General features: G+C 64.6%; 13 protein-coding genes and 3 tRNA genes. 1 reads left to right on the plus strand and 15 read right to left on the minus strand.

The features are described 5' to 3' along the window. Nucleotides 1–44 precede the first annotated feature (44 nt). From EMO90_RS04450 to EMO90_RS04490, 9 genes are all read right to left on the minus strand, one after another. Complete coding sequence (locus EMO90_RS04450) at nucleotides 45–1,058, minus strand: class II fructose-bisphosphate aldolase (RefSeq protein WP_190971938.1); 1,014 nt, start codon at nucleotides 1,056–1,058, stop codon at nucleotides 45–47. A 344-nt stretch (nucleotides 1,059–1,402) separates the two neighbouring features. Next, nucleotides 1,403–2,503, minus strand: coding sequence for a LacI family DNA-binding transcriptional regulator (locus EMO90_RS04455; protein ID WP_150353426.1), 1,101 nt, complete (start codon nucleotides 2,501–2,503; stop codon nucleotides 1,403–1,405). A 173-nt stretch (nucleotides 2,504–2,676) separates the two neighbouring features. After that, nucleotides 2,677–4,125: a tagaturonate reductase gene (locus EMO90_RS04460; RefSeq protein ID WP_150353427.1), complete on the minus strand. Its 1,449-nt coding sequence runs from the start codon at nucleotides 4,123–4,125 to the stop codon at nucleotides 2,677–2,679. 110 nt (nucleotides 4,126–4,235) lie between these two features. Further along, nucleotides 4,236–5,456 (minus strand): UDP-N-acetylmuramate dehydrogenase, encoded by a 1,221-nt coding sequence (locus EMO90_RS04465; protein WP_150353428.1) that lies wholly within the window; start codon nucleotides 5,454–5,456, stop codon nucleotides 4,236–4,238. Between the two features lie 675 nt (nucleotides 5,457–6,131). Beyond that, complete coding sequence (gene rpmG, locus EMO90_RS04470; RefSeq protein ID WP_003814458.1) at nucleotides 6,132–6,302, minus strand: 50S ribosomal protein L33; 171 nt, start codon at nucleotides 6,300–6,302, stop codon at nucleotides 6,132–6,134. Between the two features lie 48 nt (nucleotides 6,303–6,350). Next, a tRNA-Met gene (locus EMO90_RS04475) sits at nucleotides 6,351–6,424 on the minus strand. 5 nt (nucleotides 6,425–6,429) lie between these two features. After that, nucleotides 6,430–6,501, minus strand: a tRNA-Thr gene (locus EMO90_RS04480). A 1-nt stretch (nucleotide 6,502) separates the two neighbouring features. Then, a tRNA-Tyr gene (locus tag EMO90_RS04485) sits at nucleotides 6,503–6,584 on the minus strand. Between the two features lie 101 nt (nucleotides 6,585–6,685). Continuing rightward, nucleotides 6,686–6,934: a hypothetical protein gene (locus EMO90_RS04490; RefSeq protein ID WP_150353429.1), complete on the minus strand. Its 249-nt coding sequence runs from the start codon at nucleotides 6,932–6,934 to the stop codon at nucleotides 6,686–6,688. A 362-nt stretch (nucleotides 6,935–7,296) separates the two neighbouring features. On the opposite strand from EMO90_RS04490, the gene EMO90_RS04495 reads away from it, so the two are divergent. Continuing rightward, nucleotides 7,297–7,932, plus strand: a complete 636-nt coding sequence (locus EMO90_RS04495) for a GDSL-type esterase/lipase family protein (protein WP_150353430.1) — start codon at nucleotides 7,297–7,299, stop codon at nucleotides 7,930–7,932. Between the two features lie 56 nt (nucleotides 7,933–7,988). Here the strand turns inward: EMO90_RS04495 and EMO90_RS04500 are convergent, their stop codons facing one another. The 6 genes from EMO90_RS04500 to EMO90_RS04525 form a co-directional block, all read right to left on the minus strand. Continuing rightward, a complete protein-coding gene (locus EMO90_RS04500) occupies nucleotides 7,989–9,701 on the minus strand; it encodes a rhamnogalacturonan acetylesterase (RefSeq protein WP_190971939.1) in 1,713 nt (570 codons plus the stop codon). A 277-nt stretch (nucleotides 9,702–9,978) separates the two neighbouring features. Continuing rightward, nucleotides 9,979–12,087, minus strand: coding sequence for a beta-galactosidase (locus tag EMO90_RS04505; RefSeq protein WP_190971940.1), 2,109 nt, complete (start codon nucleotides 12,085–12,087; stop codon nucleotides 9,979–9,981). Between the two features lie 196 nt (nucleotides 12,088–12,283). Beyond that, the gene (locus tag EMO90_RS04510) at nucleotides 12,284–14,977 is read right to left on the minus strand and encodes an exo-rhamnogalacturonan lyase family protein (protein ID WP_150353433.1); all 2,694 of its coding nucleotides are present in this window, start codon (nucleotides 14,975–14,977) and stop codon (nucleotides 12,284–12,286) included. A gap of 420 nt (nucleotides 14,978–15,397) precedes the next feature. Then, nucleotides 15,398–16,348 carry a carbohydrate ABC transporter permease gene (locus tag EMO90_RS04515; protein WP_150353434.1) on the minus strand — a complete coding sequence of 317 codons (951 nt, stop codon included), beginning with the start codon at nucleotides 16,346–16,348 and terminating at the stop codon, nucleotides 15,398–15,400. A 21-nt stretch (nucleotides 16,349–16,369) separates the two neighbouring features. Then, nucleotides 16,370–17,353 carry an ABC transporter permease gene (locus tag EMO90_RS04520; RefSeq protein ID WP_150353457.1) on the minus strand — a complete coding sequence of 328 codons (984 nt, stop codon included), beginning with the start codon at nucleotides 17,351–17,353 and terminating at the stop codon, nucleotides 16,370–16,372. A gap of 182 nt (nucleotides 17,354–17,535) precedes the next feature. After that, nucleotides 17,536–19,164 carry a type 2 periplasmic-binding domain-containing protein gene (locus tag EMO90_RS04525; RefSeq protein ID WP_150353435.1) on the minus strand — a complete coding sequence of 543 codons (1,629 nt, stop codon included), beginning with the start codon at nucleotides 19,162–19,164 and terminating at the stop codon, nucleotides 17,536–17,538. Nucleotides 19,165–19,306: the final 142 nt, after the last annotated feature.

Here is a 19,306-nt window from a genome sequence, read left to right on the forward strand (position 1 = left end):
CTCCTTTGATGAATGCGCTATGCGTTTGATGGAAGGTCCGCGCCTCAGCGGGCGACGACGGGTTCCAGGACGGAACGGTAGTCGACGCTTTCGGCGTGCCCGGCCGAACCGAGCAGTTCGGCGACCTCGACGACCTTGGCGGTCATCGACTTGCGGCCCGCGGCATTCCAGTGACGCGGGTCGAAGAACTTCTTGCCTTCGCGGTGCGAGCGCTGCAGACCGTTGGCGTCCGTGAGGAACTGGTCCACGCCCGCCGTGTAGGCGTACTGGGTGTCCGTGTCCACGTTCATCTTGACGACGCCGTTGGCCACCGCGGCGCGCACGTCGTCGTCCGGGGAACCGGAGCCGCCGTGGAACACGTACAGGTTGCGTTCGCCGGTCTTCTGCGCGATCTCGCTGAGCAGTTCGGGGTGCAGGTCCGGCACGACGGCCGTGCCGTGGGCGTTGCCGAACGCGACGGCCAGCAGATAGTCGTCCGCGGTGAGCCCGGCATCCTCGAAGGTGCGCTGGATCTCCTCGACGTCCTCGGGGGTGGAGAACACGGCCTTGTCCGCGACGCCGTCCTCCATGCCGCCCCATTTGCCGCCGGCCTCGACCTCGAGCACGCCGTCCACGGCCTTGACCAGCGGCAGCAGGCGGCGGATCGTGGCCACGTTGTCGTGGATCTCGTCGTGCGAGCCGTCGAACATGAAGGAGTCGAAGATCTTCTCCTCGCCGGCGTCCTTGAGGACCTTGAGCTCCTTGAGCAGCGGAACGAGCCACACGTCGACCATGTCCGCATGGCAGTGGTCGGTGTGGATGGCGATCGGCACGTGCTGGGACTTGCGCAGGTCGCGCAGCGTGCGGCCCAGGACGATGGAGCCCTCCACCGGATCGTTCACGGGGCTGGCCTGCTTGGCCGCGCCCACGCTGATCTGGATGAAGCCGGCGGACTTCGCCTGGCTCAGACCGGCCATTGCGGCGATGCCGGTATCGAGATTGCTCACGTTGATCGCCGGGTAAGCATACCCGTTCTCATGCGCGTCTTTCAGCAGCCCCTTCAGCGTTTCGGTCGTCATCTCGAACATCGTTCTCCGCCTTCCTGATCGGCCAGCCACCCGGCCCGTCGATCGGTCCAACCGTTTTCCGTGACCGCTCTTGCACGGCCATGCCTTCGATCATGCCGATGTGACATAGCACATCGTCCGACAGACCCTAGCATAGTCGGCGACACGCGCATTGGGGAATACGGAGGCCAATGTTTGCCAAGTGATTGCACGGAGCCGCACGATCGTGTGCGCATTTGTGCGATCGAACAACTCAACTAAAACGAACATAAATCATGTTCACTTTGGTTGAGTTGAGTTTTGTGGTCCCGATCCGCTCCCAATCCGCTCCAATCCACGGGACGCCCATCGGGCGTTCACCGCCCGGTGCTGCCGCGCAGGACCAGCGCGGAGGGGATGCGGAACAGCTCGGCGTCCTGCCGCTCGCCGTTGATGCGCGCGAACAGCAGTCGGGCCGCGCGCGAAGCCAGAATGGGCAGCGAGACGCGGATCGAGGTGAGGGTGGGCTCGCTCACGCGCGCCACGATGTCATCGTCGAACCCGATGATCTGGTAGTCGCGCGGCGCCTCCTTACCACGCCTGCGCATGGCTGCCATGAAACCGATCGCCATCAGGTCGTTGTGGGCGATCACCGCCTCGGTGGGATGCTGCGCGTACTTCTCCGCGAACGCGAACCCGCCTTCGAATGTGGGGGATCCCGGCCACAGGCGGCGCACCTCCATGCCCTGCGCCTTGCAGGCGGCGGCGATCGTGTTCCATCGTACGCCCACCGACCAGGACGTGGCCGGCCCGTCCAGATACGTGACCCCGTCCACGCCGTGCGCGCGCAGATAGTCGACCGCCTGCTGCACGCCGGGGGCGTTGTCGATCAGCACGCTGTGCACGCCGCGCACCGCACGGTTGATCACCACCACCGGGCGGGACTGGGCGCACTTGCGGATCATCGAATCAGGCATGCGGGAGGATGTGAGGATCACGCCGTCCGCATAGGCGACCACCTTGTCGAACGCGGCGCGCTCCAGGGAGGCGTTCTCGCGCGATTCGGACACGATCAGGCTCAGCCCGTGGTTGGCGCACTCGCGCTCCACGCCGCGGATGATGTCGGAGAAGAACTCGTTGGCGATGTCCGGCACGATGATCGCGATCAGACCGTGCTGCCCGCGGCTCGGCACGGTCTCCACCGGGTCGGCGTGATAGCCCAGCCGGTCGGCCGCCTCGAAGATGCGCTTGGTGGTGGCCGCGCTCACGCGATCGGGCTTGGCGAACGCGCGCGAAACGGTGGAGGGCGAAACGCCGGCCAGCTTGGCCACGTCCCGGATCGTCACCTTCGCGGGCTCGGCGGGCGTCCGGGTGCCCGATGCATGCGTATCCGGTGCCTGCGTGTCCTGAGCCTGCGTTCCCTGAGCCTGCACGTCCCGCGCTCGATCGGCGGGCTGATTGAAATCCTCTGTCGTCATATGTTTCATTGTATGGTCGGCGGGCACCGCGACCCGGCCACGACCCGGCCACGACCCGGCTATGACCCGGTCACACCCCACAATGCGACATCCGCCCGTTGCGGAACTTGGAACAAGCACGCAACGGGCGGATGCCACGGGAAGGAAAGGGTTGAAGAAGAAAAGAGCAGGCGCTACGCGAGGGCCTCGATCAGCGGCTTGATGCCGCCGTTCTCGATCGCGGCCACGTTGGCCTCCACAGCGGAGGCCAGACCGTCGATCGCGGTCAGATCGGCGCCCCACAGGGACGCGTCGGACAGCACGGCGTTCACGAACCCGGCGCGATCGGCCGCGGCGGCGCGGATGCGATCCACCACCTCGGGCGAATCGTTGATGTTCACCGGCTCCGCGGCCAGACCGCCGTACGTGGCGAGCAGCGCGGACAAGGCGAGCACGATGCGCTTGGGCAGACCGCGGCCGGCCTCCACGTTCGCGCCGACGAGCGGCAGCAGACGGGCGGTGAACTTGGCGACGGAGTTGAGGCCGATCGAATCGAGCGCGTGCTTGACGAACGGGTTGGCGTAGCGCTCGCACACGGCGGCGGCGAAGGCGTTGAGCTCCTCCTCGGGCAGCGTGAGCACGGGAATGATGTCCTCGTGCATCTCCTTTTCGATGAAGGAGCGCATGGTCGGATCGTTCATGACCTCGCCCACCGTGGTGAAACCGGCCAGTCGGGCCACCTGGGCCATGGTGGTGTGCGGGCCGTTGAGCAGGTAGACCTTGCGCTCGCGGTAGGGCTGCACGGCGTCGGCGGTGACCAGGTCGATGCCCAGCTTGGCGGCCGGGATGAGCTCGTTGACCTTGGCCTGCGCATCCTTGGAGCCGGCGACCGCCCACAGCAGGAACGGTTCGGCCTTGACCATGTTGTCGTCCTGGTAGCCCAGCTCGTCCCACAAAGCCTCGGCGTTGTCGCGCGGGTAGCCGGGCACGATGCGGTCCACGAGGGTGGACACGAAGGTGTTCTCGGCGTCGAGCCACTCGATGAAGGCCTCGCCGTAGCCGAACTTCTCGGCGGTCTCCTTCAGGCAGCGCTTCAGGGCCACGCCGTTGTCCGCGATCAGCTCGCAGGGCACGATCAGGAAGCCCGGCAGACCGTTGTCGAAGCGGCGCTTGAGCAGCTGGGCGAGCTTGCCCGGATAGCTCTTGGCGGGCTTGGCGTCGGCGGCATCCTCGTCGGACAGGGCGATGCCGGCCTCGGTGGTGTTGGACACGATGATCTGCGTGTTCGGATCGTCGGCCAGCGCAAGATAGGCGTCGAAGTCGGCATACGGGTTGACGGTCCTGCCGATCGAGTCGATGAGCTGGCGGGACTGGACCTCCTTGCCGTCCTTCAGGCCCTCGAGGATGACCGTGTACAGTTCATCCTGCTTGTCCAGTTCGGCCACGCGGCCCTGGGGCAGCGGCTGGACGATCGCCACGTTGCCATTGAACAGGCCGTTGTCGTTGAGCTGCTGGACGATCCAGTCCACGAAGGCGCGCAGGAAGTTGCCTTCGCCGAACTGGATGAGCTTGATCGGGCGGTTGGCCGCACCGGCAGTGGTGAGCCCCCGCTCGATGGCCACGTTGACATTGAGCTTTTCCATGACTGTGTGATTCCTTTCGTCTTGGTGATCACCAGCCTAGGACGCGGGTCGCGCGGGGGACAAACGGTTGCCATGCGTTGCAGATCGGGCCGCTATGCCCTGTCCACCACCTACGCCAGGTCGAGGCCGATCACCACGGGCTCGGGGATCAGACGGATGCCGAAGCGCTCCTCAACGCCCTGTTGGACCGTGCGCGCAAGGGCGGCCACGTCGGCGGCGGTGGCATCGCCGCGGTTGGTCAGCGCCAACGTGTGCCGGGTGGACAGGGACGCGGGGGCGTCGGCGGCGGTATGGCCATCGATCGCGAAGCCCTTGGGGAAGCCAGCGTGGTCGATCAGCCATGCGGCCGACGTCTTGACGCCCGGCGTGCCGTCGGGCAGCGTGGCCTCGAAGCGCGGGGCATCCTCGGGCAGGGCGGCGATTGCCGGGTCGTCCGCAGGAAGGATAGGGTTCATGAAGAAGCTGCCGCAGCTGTGGCGATCGAAGTCCTTCTCGTCGCTGCCATTATTCGCGTCTCGCAGGGCGGCGAGATCCGCGGCGACGTTCTCCTCGCGCTTGGTGCCGGCCATATCCGGGGAGAAATAGCGGTTCGGATCCTCAAGCATGCCCTTGGATGCGCGGACCTTGAGCACGGTCTCGCGGATGGCGTGGGTGGACATGCGATCGCCCACCTCCACGCCGAGCGCCTTGGCGAGCTGGCCGTAGCCGACCACGCCGGTCTCGCTGTGCCGCAGCGCGAAGGTCACTGAAAGGACAACGAAGCGCGGCGTGGGGAAAAACTGGTCCGCCGGCACGCCGGGCGCCCGGTACATGCTGCGCTTCAGAGCCGAGGTGCGGTAGCCGAAATCCATCTCGTCATGCGTCAGATCGCGGGTCTTCTTCTCCTGGCGGTCCCAGACCTCCACGGACTCGACCACATCGCCCACTTCCTGGCCGTATGCGCCGATGTTCTGCACCACGCTCGCGCCCACGGTTCCGGGGATGCCGGACAGGCCCTCAACGCCTTCGAGCCCGATGCGCACGCAGAATTCGACCAGATCGTCCCAGTTCGCGCCGGCCTCCGCATTGACATGCACGGTGCGCTCGCCGCCTTCGACGGGCGCGGCCTCATCCGGCACGGTGATGAGCCGGCGGGCGTCGCGCACCACGTAGCCCATGAAGGTGTCGTCGGAGGCGAGCGTGTTGGAGCCGCCGCCGATCACGAACAGCGGCAGGCCCTTCTCGTCGGCGTCCTCGACGGCCTCGATCACGCCCACGCGCGAGGTGGGCTCAACAAATCGGGCGATGCGGCCGCCCACGCCGATGGTGGTGATATCTGCGAACGAAGTCATGCCTCCACCCTATCCGGCGCGCGCGATGTTGCGCAACGGGCGGGTGCGGGTGAGATATGCGTCACGCACTGGATTTGCTCATTCTGCGGCGGGCTGGGCGCAAAGTGAGCGAATCCGATGCGGGCGAAGTTGTTCCGTACTGTAATCCGCACGCCTAGTCACACTCATCGCACTGGATTTGCTCATTCTGATGCCGATTTTCCACAAAGTGAGCAAATCTGAGCAAATCTGATGCCGTACAGGGCCCAAACGCCCAAACGCCTCCCAGCGCAATGAATCCGCTCATTATGCGGCGGGCTGGGCGCAAAGTGAGCAAAATGCGCGGGTGGCGGCAGAATGCTGGAACCGCTAATCGGTTTCAGGTGCCCGGAGCCGACCAGTGCGGGAATTCATCCCGATCCGCAATCCCGATCCGCCCAGTTTGTGCCCAGTTTGTGCCGCAAACTGGGCAAATCCGGCCACCGAATTCGCAAACTGGGCAGATCCGGTCATCTGGAACCCGATTTCACGTTCCAGATGACACATCCTGCCCAGTTTGCGGAGCGAACGTCCCGATTTGCCCAGTTTGCGGGAACACGATGCCGGGAGCCAGACGCTGGGAGACGACATTGAGCTGAAATACGAAAAAACCCGACCGTTTGAGGTCGGGTTGGAAATCTTGAAGACCGGAATGGCTCAGCGGGTCTCGCGGTGCACGGTCTGCTTGCCGCAGCGCGGGCAGAACTTCTTGAGCTCAAGACGATCCGGGGTGTTACGACGATTCTTGGTCGTGATGTAGTTACGCTCCTTGCACTCAGTGCATGCCAGCGTGATGCCCGGACGGATGTCGGCGCTCTTGCTTGCCATATCTAGTCACCTCTGTGTTCGTTGTTCGCCGACTGCCGTCGGTCCTTGTAGCGAGGAAGAGACTCGAACTCTTGACCTTGCGATTATGAGTCGCACGCTCTAGCCAGCTGAGCTACCCCGCCATGAGAGCCCCGAGTGAGAATTGGACTCACGACCTCTTCCTTACCAAGGAAGTGCTCTACCACTGAGCTATCGGGGCGTGGCGGATAGTGGATTCGAACCACTGAAGCACGAAGCGGCTGATTTACAGTCAGCTCCCTTTGACCACTTGGGAAATCCGCCATTGCCGCACTTGACCAAGGCCGTGAGCGGCAACTCGAATAATATGTCATAGTTTCCGGCCGAGCGCAAGTCGACCCCCCGCTTCGGCGTGTCGCGCCCGCTCAGGACCCATGCCGCCAGCGGTACAAAGCCCTCTCAATCCGCTTGTTTCCAACGATTTCGAGGGGAAAGCCGGCATCGGCGAAGATCTGCGCGGGACTCCTGCCCGTCTCGTACTCCCGGATGGCCCTGCTGCGAAATTCCTCGGAGTACCGGATCTTTCCGGCCGGGGAAATCTCCTCCACGGCGTCGAGCGCCTCCAGCTGAATGCGGGCGGATTCGGTCAGCCACGACGGGGCTCGTGCGGTCATGACTTCACTGTAGACGCCGGATGTGTCGCCCGGGCAACGCGCAGTCGACGTCCCGGCGACAGTATGGCGACACGATGGCGACATCCGGGCGCGAGCTGTGTCATATCGCAGAATCAGAGAACCATCAGCACGCACAGTTAAGGATCCTTCGACTGCGCCCTTCGGTGTCCGGCTACGCCGGACCGTCGCCGCCTTGGCGGCGGCTCCCCTCGCCTACGGACAGCCCACCGGGCTGTCCGCTTTACGGCTCAGTGCTCAGGATGACAGGTCAGGCAACAACGGCAACAACAGTCAACCCGCAGCACCGGTGGTGCGAATCACGCCATAATGGTTGCGGACGATCACAAAGGAGTTTCACGATCATGATCAACGTGCTGTGCTTCGGCGATTCCAACACCAACGGGACGAACCCGGCGGGCGGTCGGCATCCGCGCGACGTGCGCTGGACCGGGCGGCTGCAGCGACTGCTCGGCGACGACTGGTACGTGATCGAGGAGGGCATGGGCGGTCGCACCACCGTGTACAACAACCCGCTCGAACCGCACCGCAGCGGCATCGAGGCCCTGCCGATCGCGCTGGTCACCCATCGTCCGCTCGACTATGTGATCATCGCCTTGGGCACCAACGACATGAAGGACATGTTCCGCGCCGATGCCAGGGCCATCGCGGCCGGCGTGGACATGCTGGTCCAGGAGGTCAAGCACACCGGCAATCGCGGTCAGGACACGCCGCGCATCGTGATCGTCTCCCCCATCCTGCTGCGCCCCGGCATCGGCGAAAGCCCGTTCATCGGCTTCCGGGAGGAGGCGCGCGAGGTGTCCCTGAAGCTCGCCCCCGAAATCCGCAAAATCGCCGACAGGGAGGGATGCCTGTTCCTTGACGGCGCGAAGGTGGCCGAGGCGAGCGATCTGGACAAGCTGCATATGGACGGCGAGAACCACGCGAAGATGGCCCGCGCCCTGGCCGATCTGCTGCTGGCCGATCGCGCGGCCGACTGACCCGGCCGCCGCATCGCGCACGGTCAGTCGGCCCGAAACGACCCCGATCAGCCCGTTCAGCCCAACAGGCCGACGGACAACGGTATCGGATTGATGCCGAACCGCGCCGCATTGGCCCGGAGATAATCAAGCGCGGCCGGCGGGATGGCCGGCGCGGACGGATCCTGCTCGATCTCCTCGGCGAGGTAGGCGATCAGCGCCACGGCATGACCGGCCGCGAGCGCCCCGGCCAGTTCGGGATGCGCCTTGACGACCGGTTCGGGATCGATCGCGCGTCCCACATAGAGGAGCACGTCCAACGGACGGGCCACGGATTTCCCGGCACACTCCACCGCGGCGGAACCGGGCTCACCCGTCCCATCCCCCACCGGCGTGAGCATCATGGCCTTGCGGAAGGGCGAGATGTCGCCGGTGATGTATGGCTCGGCCGTGTACTTCAGATACAGCGGGTTCAGATACTGGTCCACCACAAGCTGGGGGCGATCCAGATCGTGCGCGCGCGGCGGCAGCGGCCAGTCACCGAAGCCTGCGGTCATGTGGCCCGCCAACGCCCGGTACGTCTGGGTTTCCGCCGCATTGCGGCCCTCCCAGTGAGCAAGCACGCGCGTGATCTCACTGGCCACGATGCCGGCCATGCGGTAGGCGCCCACGTCGTGGATGTGCGTGCGATCGCCGGCATGGAACATCGGGCGCGCGGACTCGTCGCCAAGATCCTTGAGCAACGCCATGCTGCGCGCATGCAGATCCAGCACGGGCACCTGGCGTTCGCGGCCCAGATCGATCACCGCCGAAGCCCAGTCATGCAGCAGATCATTGTAGGTGCCGTCCGCGTTCCAGGTGTTGCGGGCGAGCGATGTGACGAGGATCGGATACACGCCGGCCTCGCGCGCCTCGCGGATGTAGCGGTCGAGCTCGCGCCAATAGCCGCCGCGCGCGTCCAGCTCGGGGCGCTTCTGGTCGTTGTGGCCGAATTGGATGAGGAAGTAGTCGCCCGGCCGCCAGTCGGATTGGACGGGCGCGTAATGCCCTTCCGAGCGGAAGGTGACGGAGGTCAGTCCGGAGCGGGCGTGGTTGGACACGGCGATGGAACCATCCAGCCATGCTGGCAGGCAAGCGCCCCAGCCGCAGTAGGTGTCCGAGGGGGCGTAGGGGTATTGCGCGGGCTCGTTGGTGACCGTGGAATCGCCGGCGATCCACACGGTGGGCGTAAGGGCGGGAGCCGGTTCCACGGTGACGCGCACCGGACGGGCATTCACGCCCACCACGGCGAGCATGAGATGATTCACGCGCGCAAGTTCCGTGACGGACCGGGGTACGAAATCGGAAACGTTGACCGTGGTCTCGACGACGATGGGGTCGCCGTTGACCGGCAGCTCCCCCTTGAAGACAAGCTGGCGGGGGCCTGCGAACACCAGCACGTCACGATCGGCAAGACCCGTGTCCGAGATGTCCCCATAACGGGCGTCGGCGACAGGATCGACGCTGTCCGCAGCCGCGCCCGAAGCCGCGCGATCCCCACGGTTCTGCGCGATGGTGAGCGTGACCGCATAGTCGCCGTGCATGGGCACGTCCACGCGCACCAATGACGGGATGACGCCGGAGGATTGGCCCGCACGGAAGGGCTCGCCGGCGCGATACCAGGGCTGCGGCTCGAAGCCGGCGTTGAGCTGGGCGGGACCGGGAGTCACGTTCGCGGCGCGCGCGGCGTCGGTGATGAGCCCGAAACCGCGCTCCGGGGTGTAGTCGCCATTGAGTTCATAAGTGGTCATTCGGCTTTCTCCTTTGAATGGTCCTTCAGCGGTCCGATTCCGCCACTGTAGGCCGTCCGGGCCGGTTGGGCGGATGGGTTGCCAGAGGTTGCGGGGGTCTTCCTGAGTGCGGCGGAATGGCCTTCCTTCGTCATCCTGAGCGAAGCGTAGCGGAGTCGAAGGATCCTTAATTTGTGCGCATACAGTTAAGGATCCTTCGGCTCCGGCTTCGCCTTCGCTCAGGATGACGTTGGGAAAACAAGCCGCGCCGCCCAGGATGACGCCGGCCATCCGCCGCTCAGTAGCGCACCACGGCCACTCCGAACCGGTCCAGGACGAGTTCGTTGCCAGGTTTCACGGGCCGATCGGCGATCAGTTCGCGACCGGCCACATGCAGCACGGCCTTATGCGCGCCCGGCCACGGATTGGTGAGGAAGAGGTAGGTGGTCCTGTCCTCCGCCACGCGGCGGGAGATCTCAATCCCCTCGTCCACGGTCACATCGGCGGGCTCCGGCACCACACCGTCCACCAGCGCGCCGATCATGCGACGGACCGCGTCGCCGGACGGCAGCGTGGCCGCATAAAACACGCCACCACCGCCCGCGGAGGGCCGGAAGGTGAATGCCGGCGCACCCGCATAGTAGTCGTCCCCGCCATAGGTGGCCAGCACCTGCGTGCCCGGATCAGCCTCGATCACGTCGCACAGCAGACGTCCGCCGCCGGGAAGGACGGTCTGCGCCGAACCGTCCGACGACGCGCCGAAAGACAGATCCACCGGCGCATCCGGCGCGATCGCATCGGTCTCGGACACCCACACGCCCGCAAGATCCCGCAACGGGACCGGAGCCTCGCCCTGATGGAGGCTGTCGTGCTCATCCACCAACAGACTCATGGTGGTGGTGAGCAGACGACCGCCGCCAAGCACGTATGAACGCAGCGCGTCCGTCACACGCGCCGGAGCCATGTAGAGCAGCGGCGCCACAACCGCGTCATAGCCGGCCAGATCATCCCCGGCCCTCACGAAGTCCACCGGGATGTTGCGACGGTACAGCTCCCGGTACCACACCAAGGTCTCCGCGATGTAGTTGAGCGCCTTGGACGGCCCGGCGGACAGGCCCAGACCCCAGTCGCTCGGCCAGTCGTAGATGAAGGCGACCTTGCCACGCTCCTTCGGCGCGCCCAGGATGCCGGGCGTGACGCGCGCGAGTTCGGCGCCCAGCGCAGCCACCTCGCGGAAGGTGCGCGTGCGATCGGTGCCGTCCGAGCCGATCACCGCGCCATGGAATTTCTCGCATCCGGAACGCGACTGCTTGAGCTGGAAGTACTGGACCGCATCGGCGCCGCGCGCCACGGCCTGCCATGACTGCATGCGCAACTGCCCGGGGCGCTTCTGCGCGCAGTAGGTGGCCCAGTTCTGGCGGCTCGGCGACTGCTCCATGAGCACGAACGGCCGCTGCCCGCTCACCGCGCGGTACAGGTCGTGCCTGAGGCAGGTGTCCGCATTGGCCGACGGATCGTTGCCCGGGTAGAGATCCCACGAGGACACGTCCACGCCCCCGTCGGTCTCGGGGTTATAGGCGAAACCGAGGCAGTCGTAGTCGCGCAGGTGGCCGATGAAGTTCGTGGTGACCGGGTTGACCGGATCGAAGGCGCGGATGGCCCGCTTCTCCTCGTTGAATGTCTCGAGGACCGTCTCGCCATACCAGCGCTGGTAATCCAGCGAGAAGGCCGGCAATACCGACTTGCCTCCGGGAATCGCGTCGCCCAGCAGGTTCGGAGGGAAGATCTCGCCGAACGAGTGGTAGGTATGCCCCCAGAACGCGGCGTTCCAGGCCTCGTTCACCGCCTCGATGGACCCGTAGCGGCCGGCCAGCCATTCCCGGAATCCTGCGGCGCAGCGATCGCACCAGCAGAAGCCGTTGTACTCGTTGTTGACATGCCATGCGACCAGATTCTCCAGCCCGCCATAGCGCTCGGCGAGCTTGCCGGCCAACTTCGCCGCATACTCACGGTAGGTGGGACTGGTCGCGCAGTGGTTGTGGCGGTAGCCATGCCGGCGCTTGGTGCCGTCGAACTCCACGCGGGCCACGTCCGGATGCCGCAGGACCATCCACGCGGGCAGGGAGCCGGTGGATGTGGCCATCATGATCCTCATACCGGCGCGCGTGACGGTATCCACAATCCTGTCCAGCTTGGAGAAGTCGTACTCGTCCTCGCTCGGCTGGAGCGTGGCCCACGAGAACACATTGAGCGTGACCTCGTTGACGCCCGCCTTCCTGAGGAGCTCCATGTCCCTCGGCCAGGTCTCCTCCGGCCACTGTTCGGGGTTGTAGTCACCGCCGTAGAGGATGGATCCCGCGGAGGCAAGGCGGGCGGAGGTGGTGCGGTATCGTTCGGTCGGGGACATGCGTGTAAATCCTTTCGTCGCTGGGCTGTCATGTATGGCGGTTTTCGTCATTCTGAGCGGAGGCACAGCCTCTTGCACAGTGCCTTGCAGTGTGTGCGCACAATTAAGGATCCTTCGACTTCGCTACGCTCCGCTCAGGATGACGAGAAGGAACCAGCTCCCCTCAAAGAGAGGAGCCGGATTGAAGCAAGATGGATCAGTGGAAGAAGTCGCCGCCGGTGACTTCGGTGGGGACCTCATCGGGCAGCCATTGGCGGATGTATTCGAGGTTGTCGATTACTCCGAGGGCCCAACGGGATGTGCAGTTGGTGGAGTTCCATGGGATGTCGTACTCGGTGCGGCCACCGCCGTCGCGCGTGTAAGCGGTGGGGTTGTAACCGCCGTCGCCGCCGCGCAGAACCGTGTCGAACAGCACGTCCCAGGTGAATCGGCCCAGCTTTTCGTCATTCGTATCCGTGGCTGCGAGCCCCAGAATCTCGGTGATCAGGCTGGGCCATCCAAAGGGCCGATGGGCCAGCTCCTCATCGCCACAGCGCCGTAGCTTCTCCTCCGCGCTCAGCGTGTAGAACGAACCCTCCTCCACCAGCATCTCGCGCAGCACCGGCAGATCCAGCTCGTCGGCCACCTCGGCCCAGATCTGGATGCCGCCCTGGCACAACTGCAGGTGCTGGTTCGGGGTGCCGCGATCCTCGCCCATGTACTTGAGATCCTTGGTCTTCACGTCGTACATGAAGCTCGGACCGGAGATCAGACGGAACGGGGCGGCGGCGATGTCGTTCACGCCGCGCTCGATCCACTCGCGGTACTTCGGGTCCAGCGTGCGCTCGTAGGCGGTCAGCCAGTTGGACACGAAGCTCGACCAATCCGGCCCGGAGCGCGTGGGCATCAGATCGCCATCCACGGGGAAACTGGCTCCGTCACCGCCCTTGCCGCGGCGCTTGATGGTCAGGTCCACCGGCAGCACCTCGTTCATCACGTCGCCCACGCGCGCATCGCCACTCAGGTAGTAGAGGAAGCGGTGATGGCCGGCCATGGCGATGCGCGGCTCCTTGCACGAGCATCCCCAGTGCCTCACGTTGTGGCGCGTGCCCAGACCCTGCAGCGGCCCGAAGTGATAGATGTCCACCTCGGAGGTGTGGCGGGTCATGGCCTCGGCCAGCGTGTACACGTCCTCGCGACCGGTCCGCAGGAAATACGTCCACAGCCAGTAGGTGGGGATGAGCTCGGTGTTCTGCCACGCAAAGCCTCCCACGTCGTAGCGCCACACATGGCGGGCCGGATCGTAGGTGTGCATCACATCGCCGTAGTCGAACAGACCGTACCAATCGCGATGCTCCACCTCGGCCTTGTAGTAGTCGAAGGCCTTGGCGAGCTCGTTTTCGAGCCAACGCTCGGACGGCTTGACGCTCGGATCGTCCGGCGCGGCAGGCAGGCTCCACTCTCCGAAGGCACGCTTGGCATGGTAGTACTCCGGGGCCCCCACGGCCACGGCCGGGCGATCGACCTGCGCCGCGAAATCGGCCACCTGACCGCCCTTGGGCATGGCGTCCAACAGCCGAATGGTCGCCTCGCTGGTCACGGCCACGCCGTACGCGGTGGAGAGCATGTAATCGAAGCCCTCGTAGCAGGTGTAGGTGTAGGTGCGGGTGTCGTAATGGCGGAAGTCATAGGCGTCGGCGGCCGGCGCATGGAACCACGCGGTGGCCTGCGCGGCAGCCGTGCCCAGTCCGGCGACCTCGAGTTCGCCGGGGTACTTGCGCCAGAAGTCGCGCATGCCGATCATCACACCGCCCGATGTGCCGGTGACGGCCATCGCGCCCGGGGCTCGCGATCCGCGGTCGCAGGTCAGCTCGCAGCAGCCCGGCTTGGTCTGCTTGACGATCCGGAAGTGCGATGACGCGTCCTGGACCAGCGCATAGCGGTTCCAGATGGGCAGATCGGCTTCGGCCTTGCGCAGGTTTTCGGTGAGCTCGGCGTCCGGCAGATCGCCGTCAAGCTGGCGCCTGAGCACGGCCGGCGATTGGTCCCAATGATTGCCGAAGAACATTTCGGCGGCTTCATGGAACGTGCCATTGTCGGTTTGGAAATGAACGTGATGCTCGTGCGCATGGCCGGTGAGCGGCAGATCCACGCGGATGCCCATGCCCTTGAGGAAGTCGCGCGATTCCTTGCCATCGTAGGCGAAGGTGTGGGTGAGCTTCAGGTCCTTCTCCCCCGCGCACACAGCCAGACGGATCACGAACGGCATGGACGGTTCGGGCATGTCGACCGGATCGTCGGGACCGGTGGCGGTGTGGTCGGCGATGATGCGCGGATTGGGGATGTGGCGGCCATCGAAGCGGAAGACGACCTGAACCGGACCGCTCTGTTCCACGGTCACGGCGTCGATCACGCCCTCATAGTGGGTGACCGAGCGGGTTTCGCAGGTGCCTTCGGCGGACGCGTCGCGACGCTCCAAGTCGAAGACCGGGTAGATGCGATCCGCCGCCGGAACGTCGCCGCGCATGACATTCATGGCGATGGCGGGCTTGGATGCGCCGCCCGGCTTGGGGACGATGAGGGAAAGCACCCCGTTATGCACGATGTAGCCGGTATGGTCCTCCGTCTCCTCGACGGTGACCGCGCGGCCGATGGACGGGACGGGTGCGCCGGCGGGGAGAACGGACAGTTCGGCTTCATCGCCGATGCGGAAGGCATCCGCGGTGTGCGTGCTCCACTTGATGGAGCCGTCCGACCAGTAGGCGGCGGGAGCGGACTGCACGTCGATGGGCAGTCCGGAGGCGTCCGCGAGCGCGAATGCGGCATCGGCGGGGGCCTCGCCGCGGCTCCAGTATCCACCGAATGTGACGTGGCCCGCGCGGGAGCGGTTGGGCAGCAGATGGATTTTCATGATGGATTCCTTGGGTAGGTATGGGAAAAGGGTCCGGGGTATGGCCCCGGACCCGGGTGGTGTTCCGAGGAAGTGGAACGGGTGATGGAGGCGTCGGAGGTGGATTGCGACAGACACTTAACGGCTCACCTTCGGCGTCGATGGACGGCTCGCCTTCGGCCCTGCAATTAGGGACTCGCCCTACGGGCGAGGCTCAATCCGACCTTCGCCGCCTTGGCGGCGGCTCAGGCTGACGCGTTAAGCGCGGAGCCCACCGGGCTCCGCGCTTAACGCGTCAGCCCTTCACGGCCCCCCTTCGGTCTTGCAATTAAGGACTTCGCTTCGCGAAGGCTCAATGCTGGCTCCGGGCCTCGCCCCGTATTGGCGAGGCCCTTCGCTTGGCGCGGTCGGAAGGCCCACCGGGCCTTCCTCAAAGGCTTATCAGCCCTTGACCGCGCCAATCATGACGCCCTTGTTGAAGTACTTCTGGAGGAAGGGGTAGACGATCAGGAGGGGCAGGGAGGCGACGATGATGACGCCGTACTTGATCTGGCCCGCGTAGTTGGCGATTTCGGCGGACTGGTTTTCGGCGGCCACCGTATTGCCGGCGAGCAGGATCTTCTGCAGCACCACCTGCAGCGGCTGGAACTGGTCGGACTGGATGTACACCAGGCCGGTCATGTAGTCGTTCCAGTGGTAGACGAAGTAGTACAGGCCGATCACCGCTAGGATGGCACTGGACAGCGGCAGGGCGATCTTGATGAAGTAGCCGAAGTAGCTCATGCCGTCGATCTTGGCCGCCTCGAACAGGGACTCGGGGATCGAGGACTCGAAGAACGAGCGGGCGATGATCAGGTTGTACACGTTCACGGCGGACGGCAGGATGAACACCCACATGGAGTTGAGGATGCCCAGATCCTTGTACAGCACGTAGTTCGGGATCAGGCCGCCGGCAAAGAACATCGTGAAGGTGAGCAGGAACATGATCACGCGGCGCGGCTTCCATTCGCGGCGGGACAGCGCGAAGGCCATGGGCAGGGTGACCACCATGTTGAGCAGGGTGCCGAGCACCGAGTAGATGATCGTGTTCCTGTAGCCGGTCCACAGGCGGTTGTCCTTGAAGATCAGCTGGTAGCCGGAGGTGGAGAAGTCGACCGGCAGGAGCTTCATCGTGCCGTTGGACACCGCGTCGGGGTCGGAGACCGAGGCGATCACCACGAACCACAGCGGGTAGAGGACCACGACCACGATCGCCGCGATGAGCACGCCGATCACGATGTCGATGATCCAGTCGGTGACGGTCTTCTGCTGGGGCTTCTTCTTGTTCCAGGGGATGTCCGCGGAACCGGACTTGCCGGGGACGGGGATGTTGTTGACGGTTGCTACGCTCATTTGGGAAACCTCCTCGTTCCCTTAGAAGATGCTCGTGTCGGAGACGCGGCGGGAGATGCCGTTCGCCAGCATCAGGAAGATGAAGTTGATGATGGTGTTGAACAGGCCGATGGCCGTGGAGTAGCTGAACTGGTTGGAGACCATACCCACCTTGTACACGTAGGTGGAAATGACCTCGGAGGCGGGCATGTTCATGGTGTTCTGCATCAGGAAGGTCTTGTCGAAGCCGACGTTGAGCACATGGCCCATGTTCATGATGAGCAGGATCACGCAGGTGGGCAGGATGGTGGGGATGTCCACGTGGCGGATGAGCTGCAGGCGGTTGGCGCCGTCGATCTTGGCGGCCTCGTACAGGCCCGGGTCCACGGAGGACAGGGCGGCCAGATAGATGATGGCGCTCCAGCCGCAGGACTGCCAAACGCCGGAGATCCAGTAGATGTGCACGAAGGCGTCGGGGCTGGCGAGCAGGTTGTTCGCGCCGAACACGCGGCCGAGCAGGCCGGTGCCGGGGGTGAGGAAGAGAGTGACCATGGAGACCAGGACCACGATGGAGATGAAGTGCGGCATGTAGGTGATGGTCTGCACGAAGCTCTTGATCTTCTGGTTCTGCATCTGGTTGAGCAGCAGGGCCAGGATGATCGGGGCGATGAAGCCGGTGAGCAGCGTCCACAGGGCGATGTTGACGGTGTTGCCCATGATCTCGCCGAACAGCGGGGATGTCACGAACTTCTCGAAGTACTTGAGGCCCACGAACTTGCCGCCGGTCAGGCCCTTCTTGGGGGTGAACTCCTTGAAGGCCAGTTGCAGGCCGTACATGGGCACGTAGGCGAAGATGGCCACGAACGCCATGCCGGGGATGGTCATGAGCCACAAGTGCCAGTACTGGCGAAAGTGCCAGCTGAGCTTGCGGCCGATCGACCAGTGCTTGCGGGCTTCGAAATTGTCGACGACCTGGGACGTCTTCGTCCCGTTCGCCTCGATGGGCTTGGATTCCTTGGATGTCATGCGCATCGTGGAATTCACGGTTTGGGTGGACACGTCAGTTTCCTTCCTCGGAAAATCACAAAGACGCTGCTGTGGATGAAGGGTGAAAGGCGATGGGGCCGGGCCGCCCGAAGGGAAAGGATGAAAAAGGCGGCCCGTGCCTCATCGGTCAGGAGGGATGGGATGGGTATGTTGGGTTGGAACTACTTCTGGGCGTCGTAGGTCTTCTGCCAGATCTCGATGTTCTTCTCGATGCCGTAGCTCTTGAGGCTGTTGACGAACTCATCCCACTCGGCGTCGGTCACGCCGTTGGACCACCAGTTGGAGATCTTCGGCAGCGCGTAGTTCATGATCACCGAGTTGTTGTCCGCCAGGGTGACGCGGTCCTCGTCGGTGGGGTTGAGCCACTGCGGGAAGTAGTTCTCGGTGGTCAGCTTCTCCTGCACCGGCTTGTAGGTCTCCGCCAGACGGGAGTTGGAGGCGTACTCCCAGTCCTCCTGGCCCTCGACGTTGTTGATGATCTTGGTGTCCTTGCGCAGGTAGGCCAACGTGCGGCCCTTCATGCCCGGGGCCTTGGTGGCGTCGGCGAACATGGCCGGCAGCATCTCGTAGGTGTCCTCGCCGGTCTTCTTGGAGTAGGTCGGGGAGGCGCCGAAGGTGGTCTGGACGGACATGTCCTCGCTCAGCAGGGTGTCGATGATCTTCATGATCGCGGTGGCCTTGTCCTTGTCCTGCATGGCCTCGGCGGAGAGGGTGGTGAAGCCGTCGCCCTTGGTCCACGCCTCGTCGGGCAGCCAGGTGGTCTCGTCGATGGAGTGGCCGGGCGCGGCGGGCACCGGGATGGAGATGTACTGCTCCCACGTCTTCATGTTCGTGGTGTTGCGGTCGAAGAACATGCCCATGTAGGCCACGCCGTCCTTGTTCTTCTGGATGGACTTGTAGGTGCTGGAGTCCATGGTGGCGGCGTCGGCCGGAATCAGGCCGTCGGCCATCCACTCGTGGATCTGCTCGGTGACGCTGCGGAATTCGTCGGTGAGCATGAAGTTGTTCACCTTGCCGTCCTTGACGTAGTAGCCGTAGCCGCCGGTCTCCTGATTCACCTGCGGGGTGATGCCGTAGGAGGCGAGGAGCAGGTACGGGGTCCACAGCTGGAAGCGGGAGTTGTCCGGCTTGACGATGCCCAGCGGCACCTCGTCCGCCTTGCCGTTGCCGTTCGGATCCTGCGTCTTGAAAGCCTTGAGCACCTCGGTGATCTCATCCCACGTGGTGGGGACCTCGAGGCCCAGCTTGTCCAGCCATTCCTTGTTGATCACGATGGCGTTGTTGCCGGAGCGGGCGGAGTAGGCGTAGGTGATGTCGGAGTTGAGGCTGTACAGCTTGCCGTCCTGGGTGGTGCTCATCTTGCGCACCTCCTCGCGGTCGTTCAGGTACTCCTTGAGGTTCGGGGACTCGTCCAGATGGGCGTTGAAGTCCTCAAAGTAGTCGGGGTACTTGGCCGCGTCCTCGGCGTTGAACAGGCCCATGGCGATGTCCGGGATGTTGCCGCCGGCCAGCAGCGCGCTGTGCTGCTGGGAGAATGCGGACAGGTCGATCTCGGACCACTTGATGGTGCAGTCGCAGGCGGCCTCGAGCTGCGCGGGCCATTCCATCTGGTCCATCGGCAGCTGGACGGAGGAGCCCTTGACCTGCGTGATGTTGATGATGATCTTGCCGTTCTCGTCGCGCTCGACCGCGGCCGAATCACCGCCGCCGCAGCCCGCCAGAGCCAGACCGATTGCCAGGGTGGCCGCCGTGGCGGTCATCATCTTCCTGCGAACACGTCCTCGTGTCATTTCCGTTTCTCCTTGTCTATCCGATCCAACGGTGTACCCGACCGGCTGCGACGCCAATCCACCGATGTAGTGTCTTCCTTTGGTGGGACGACGGCCATGTCATTGTGGCCATCGCCGTTCACGGGCCTTACCGTGGAGTGGT

Source organism: Bifidobacterium vespertilionis, assembly GCF_008698145.1.
GTDB lineage: Bacteria > Actinomycetota > Actinomycetes > Actinomycetales > Bifidobacteriaceae > Bifidobacterium > Bifidobacterium vespertilionis.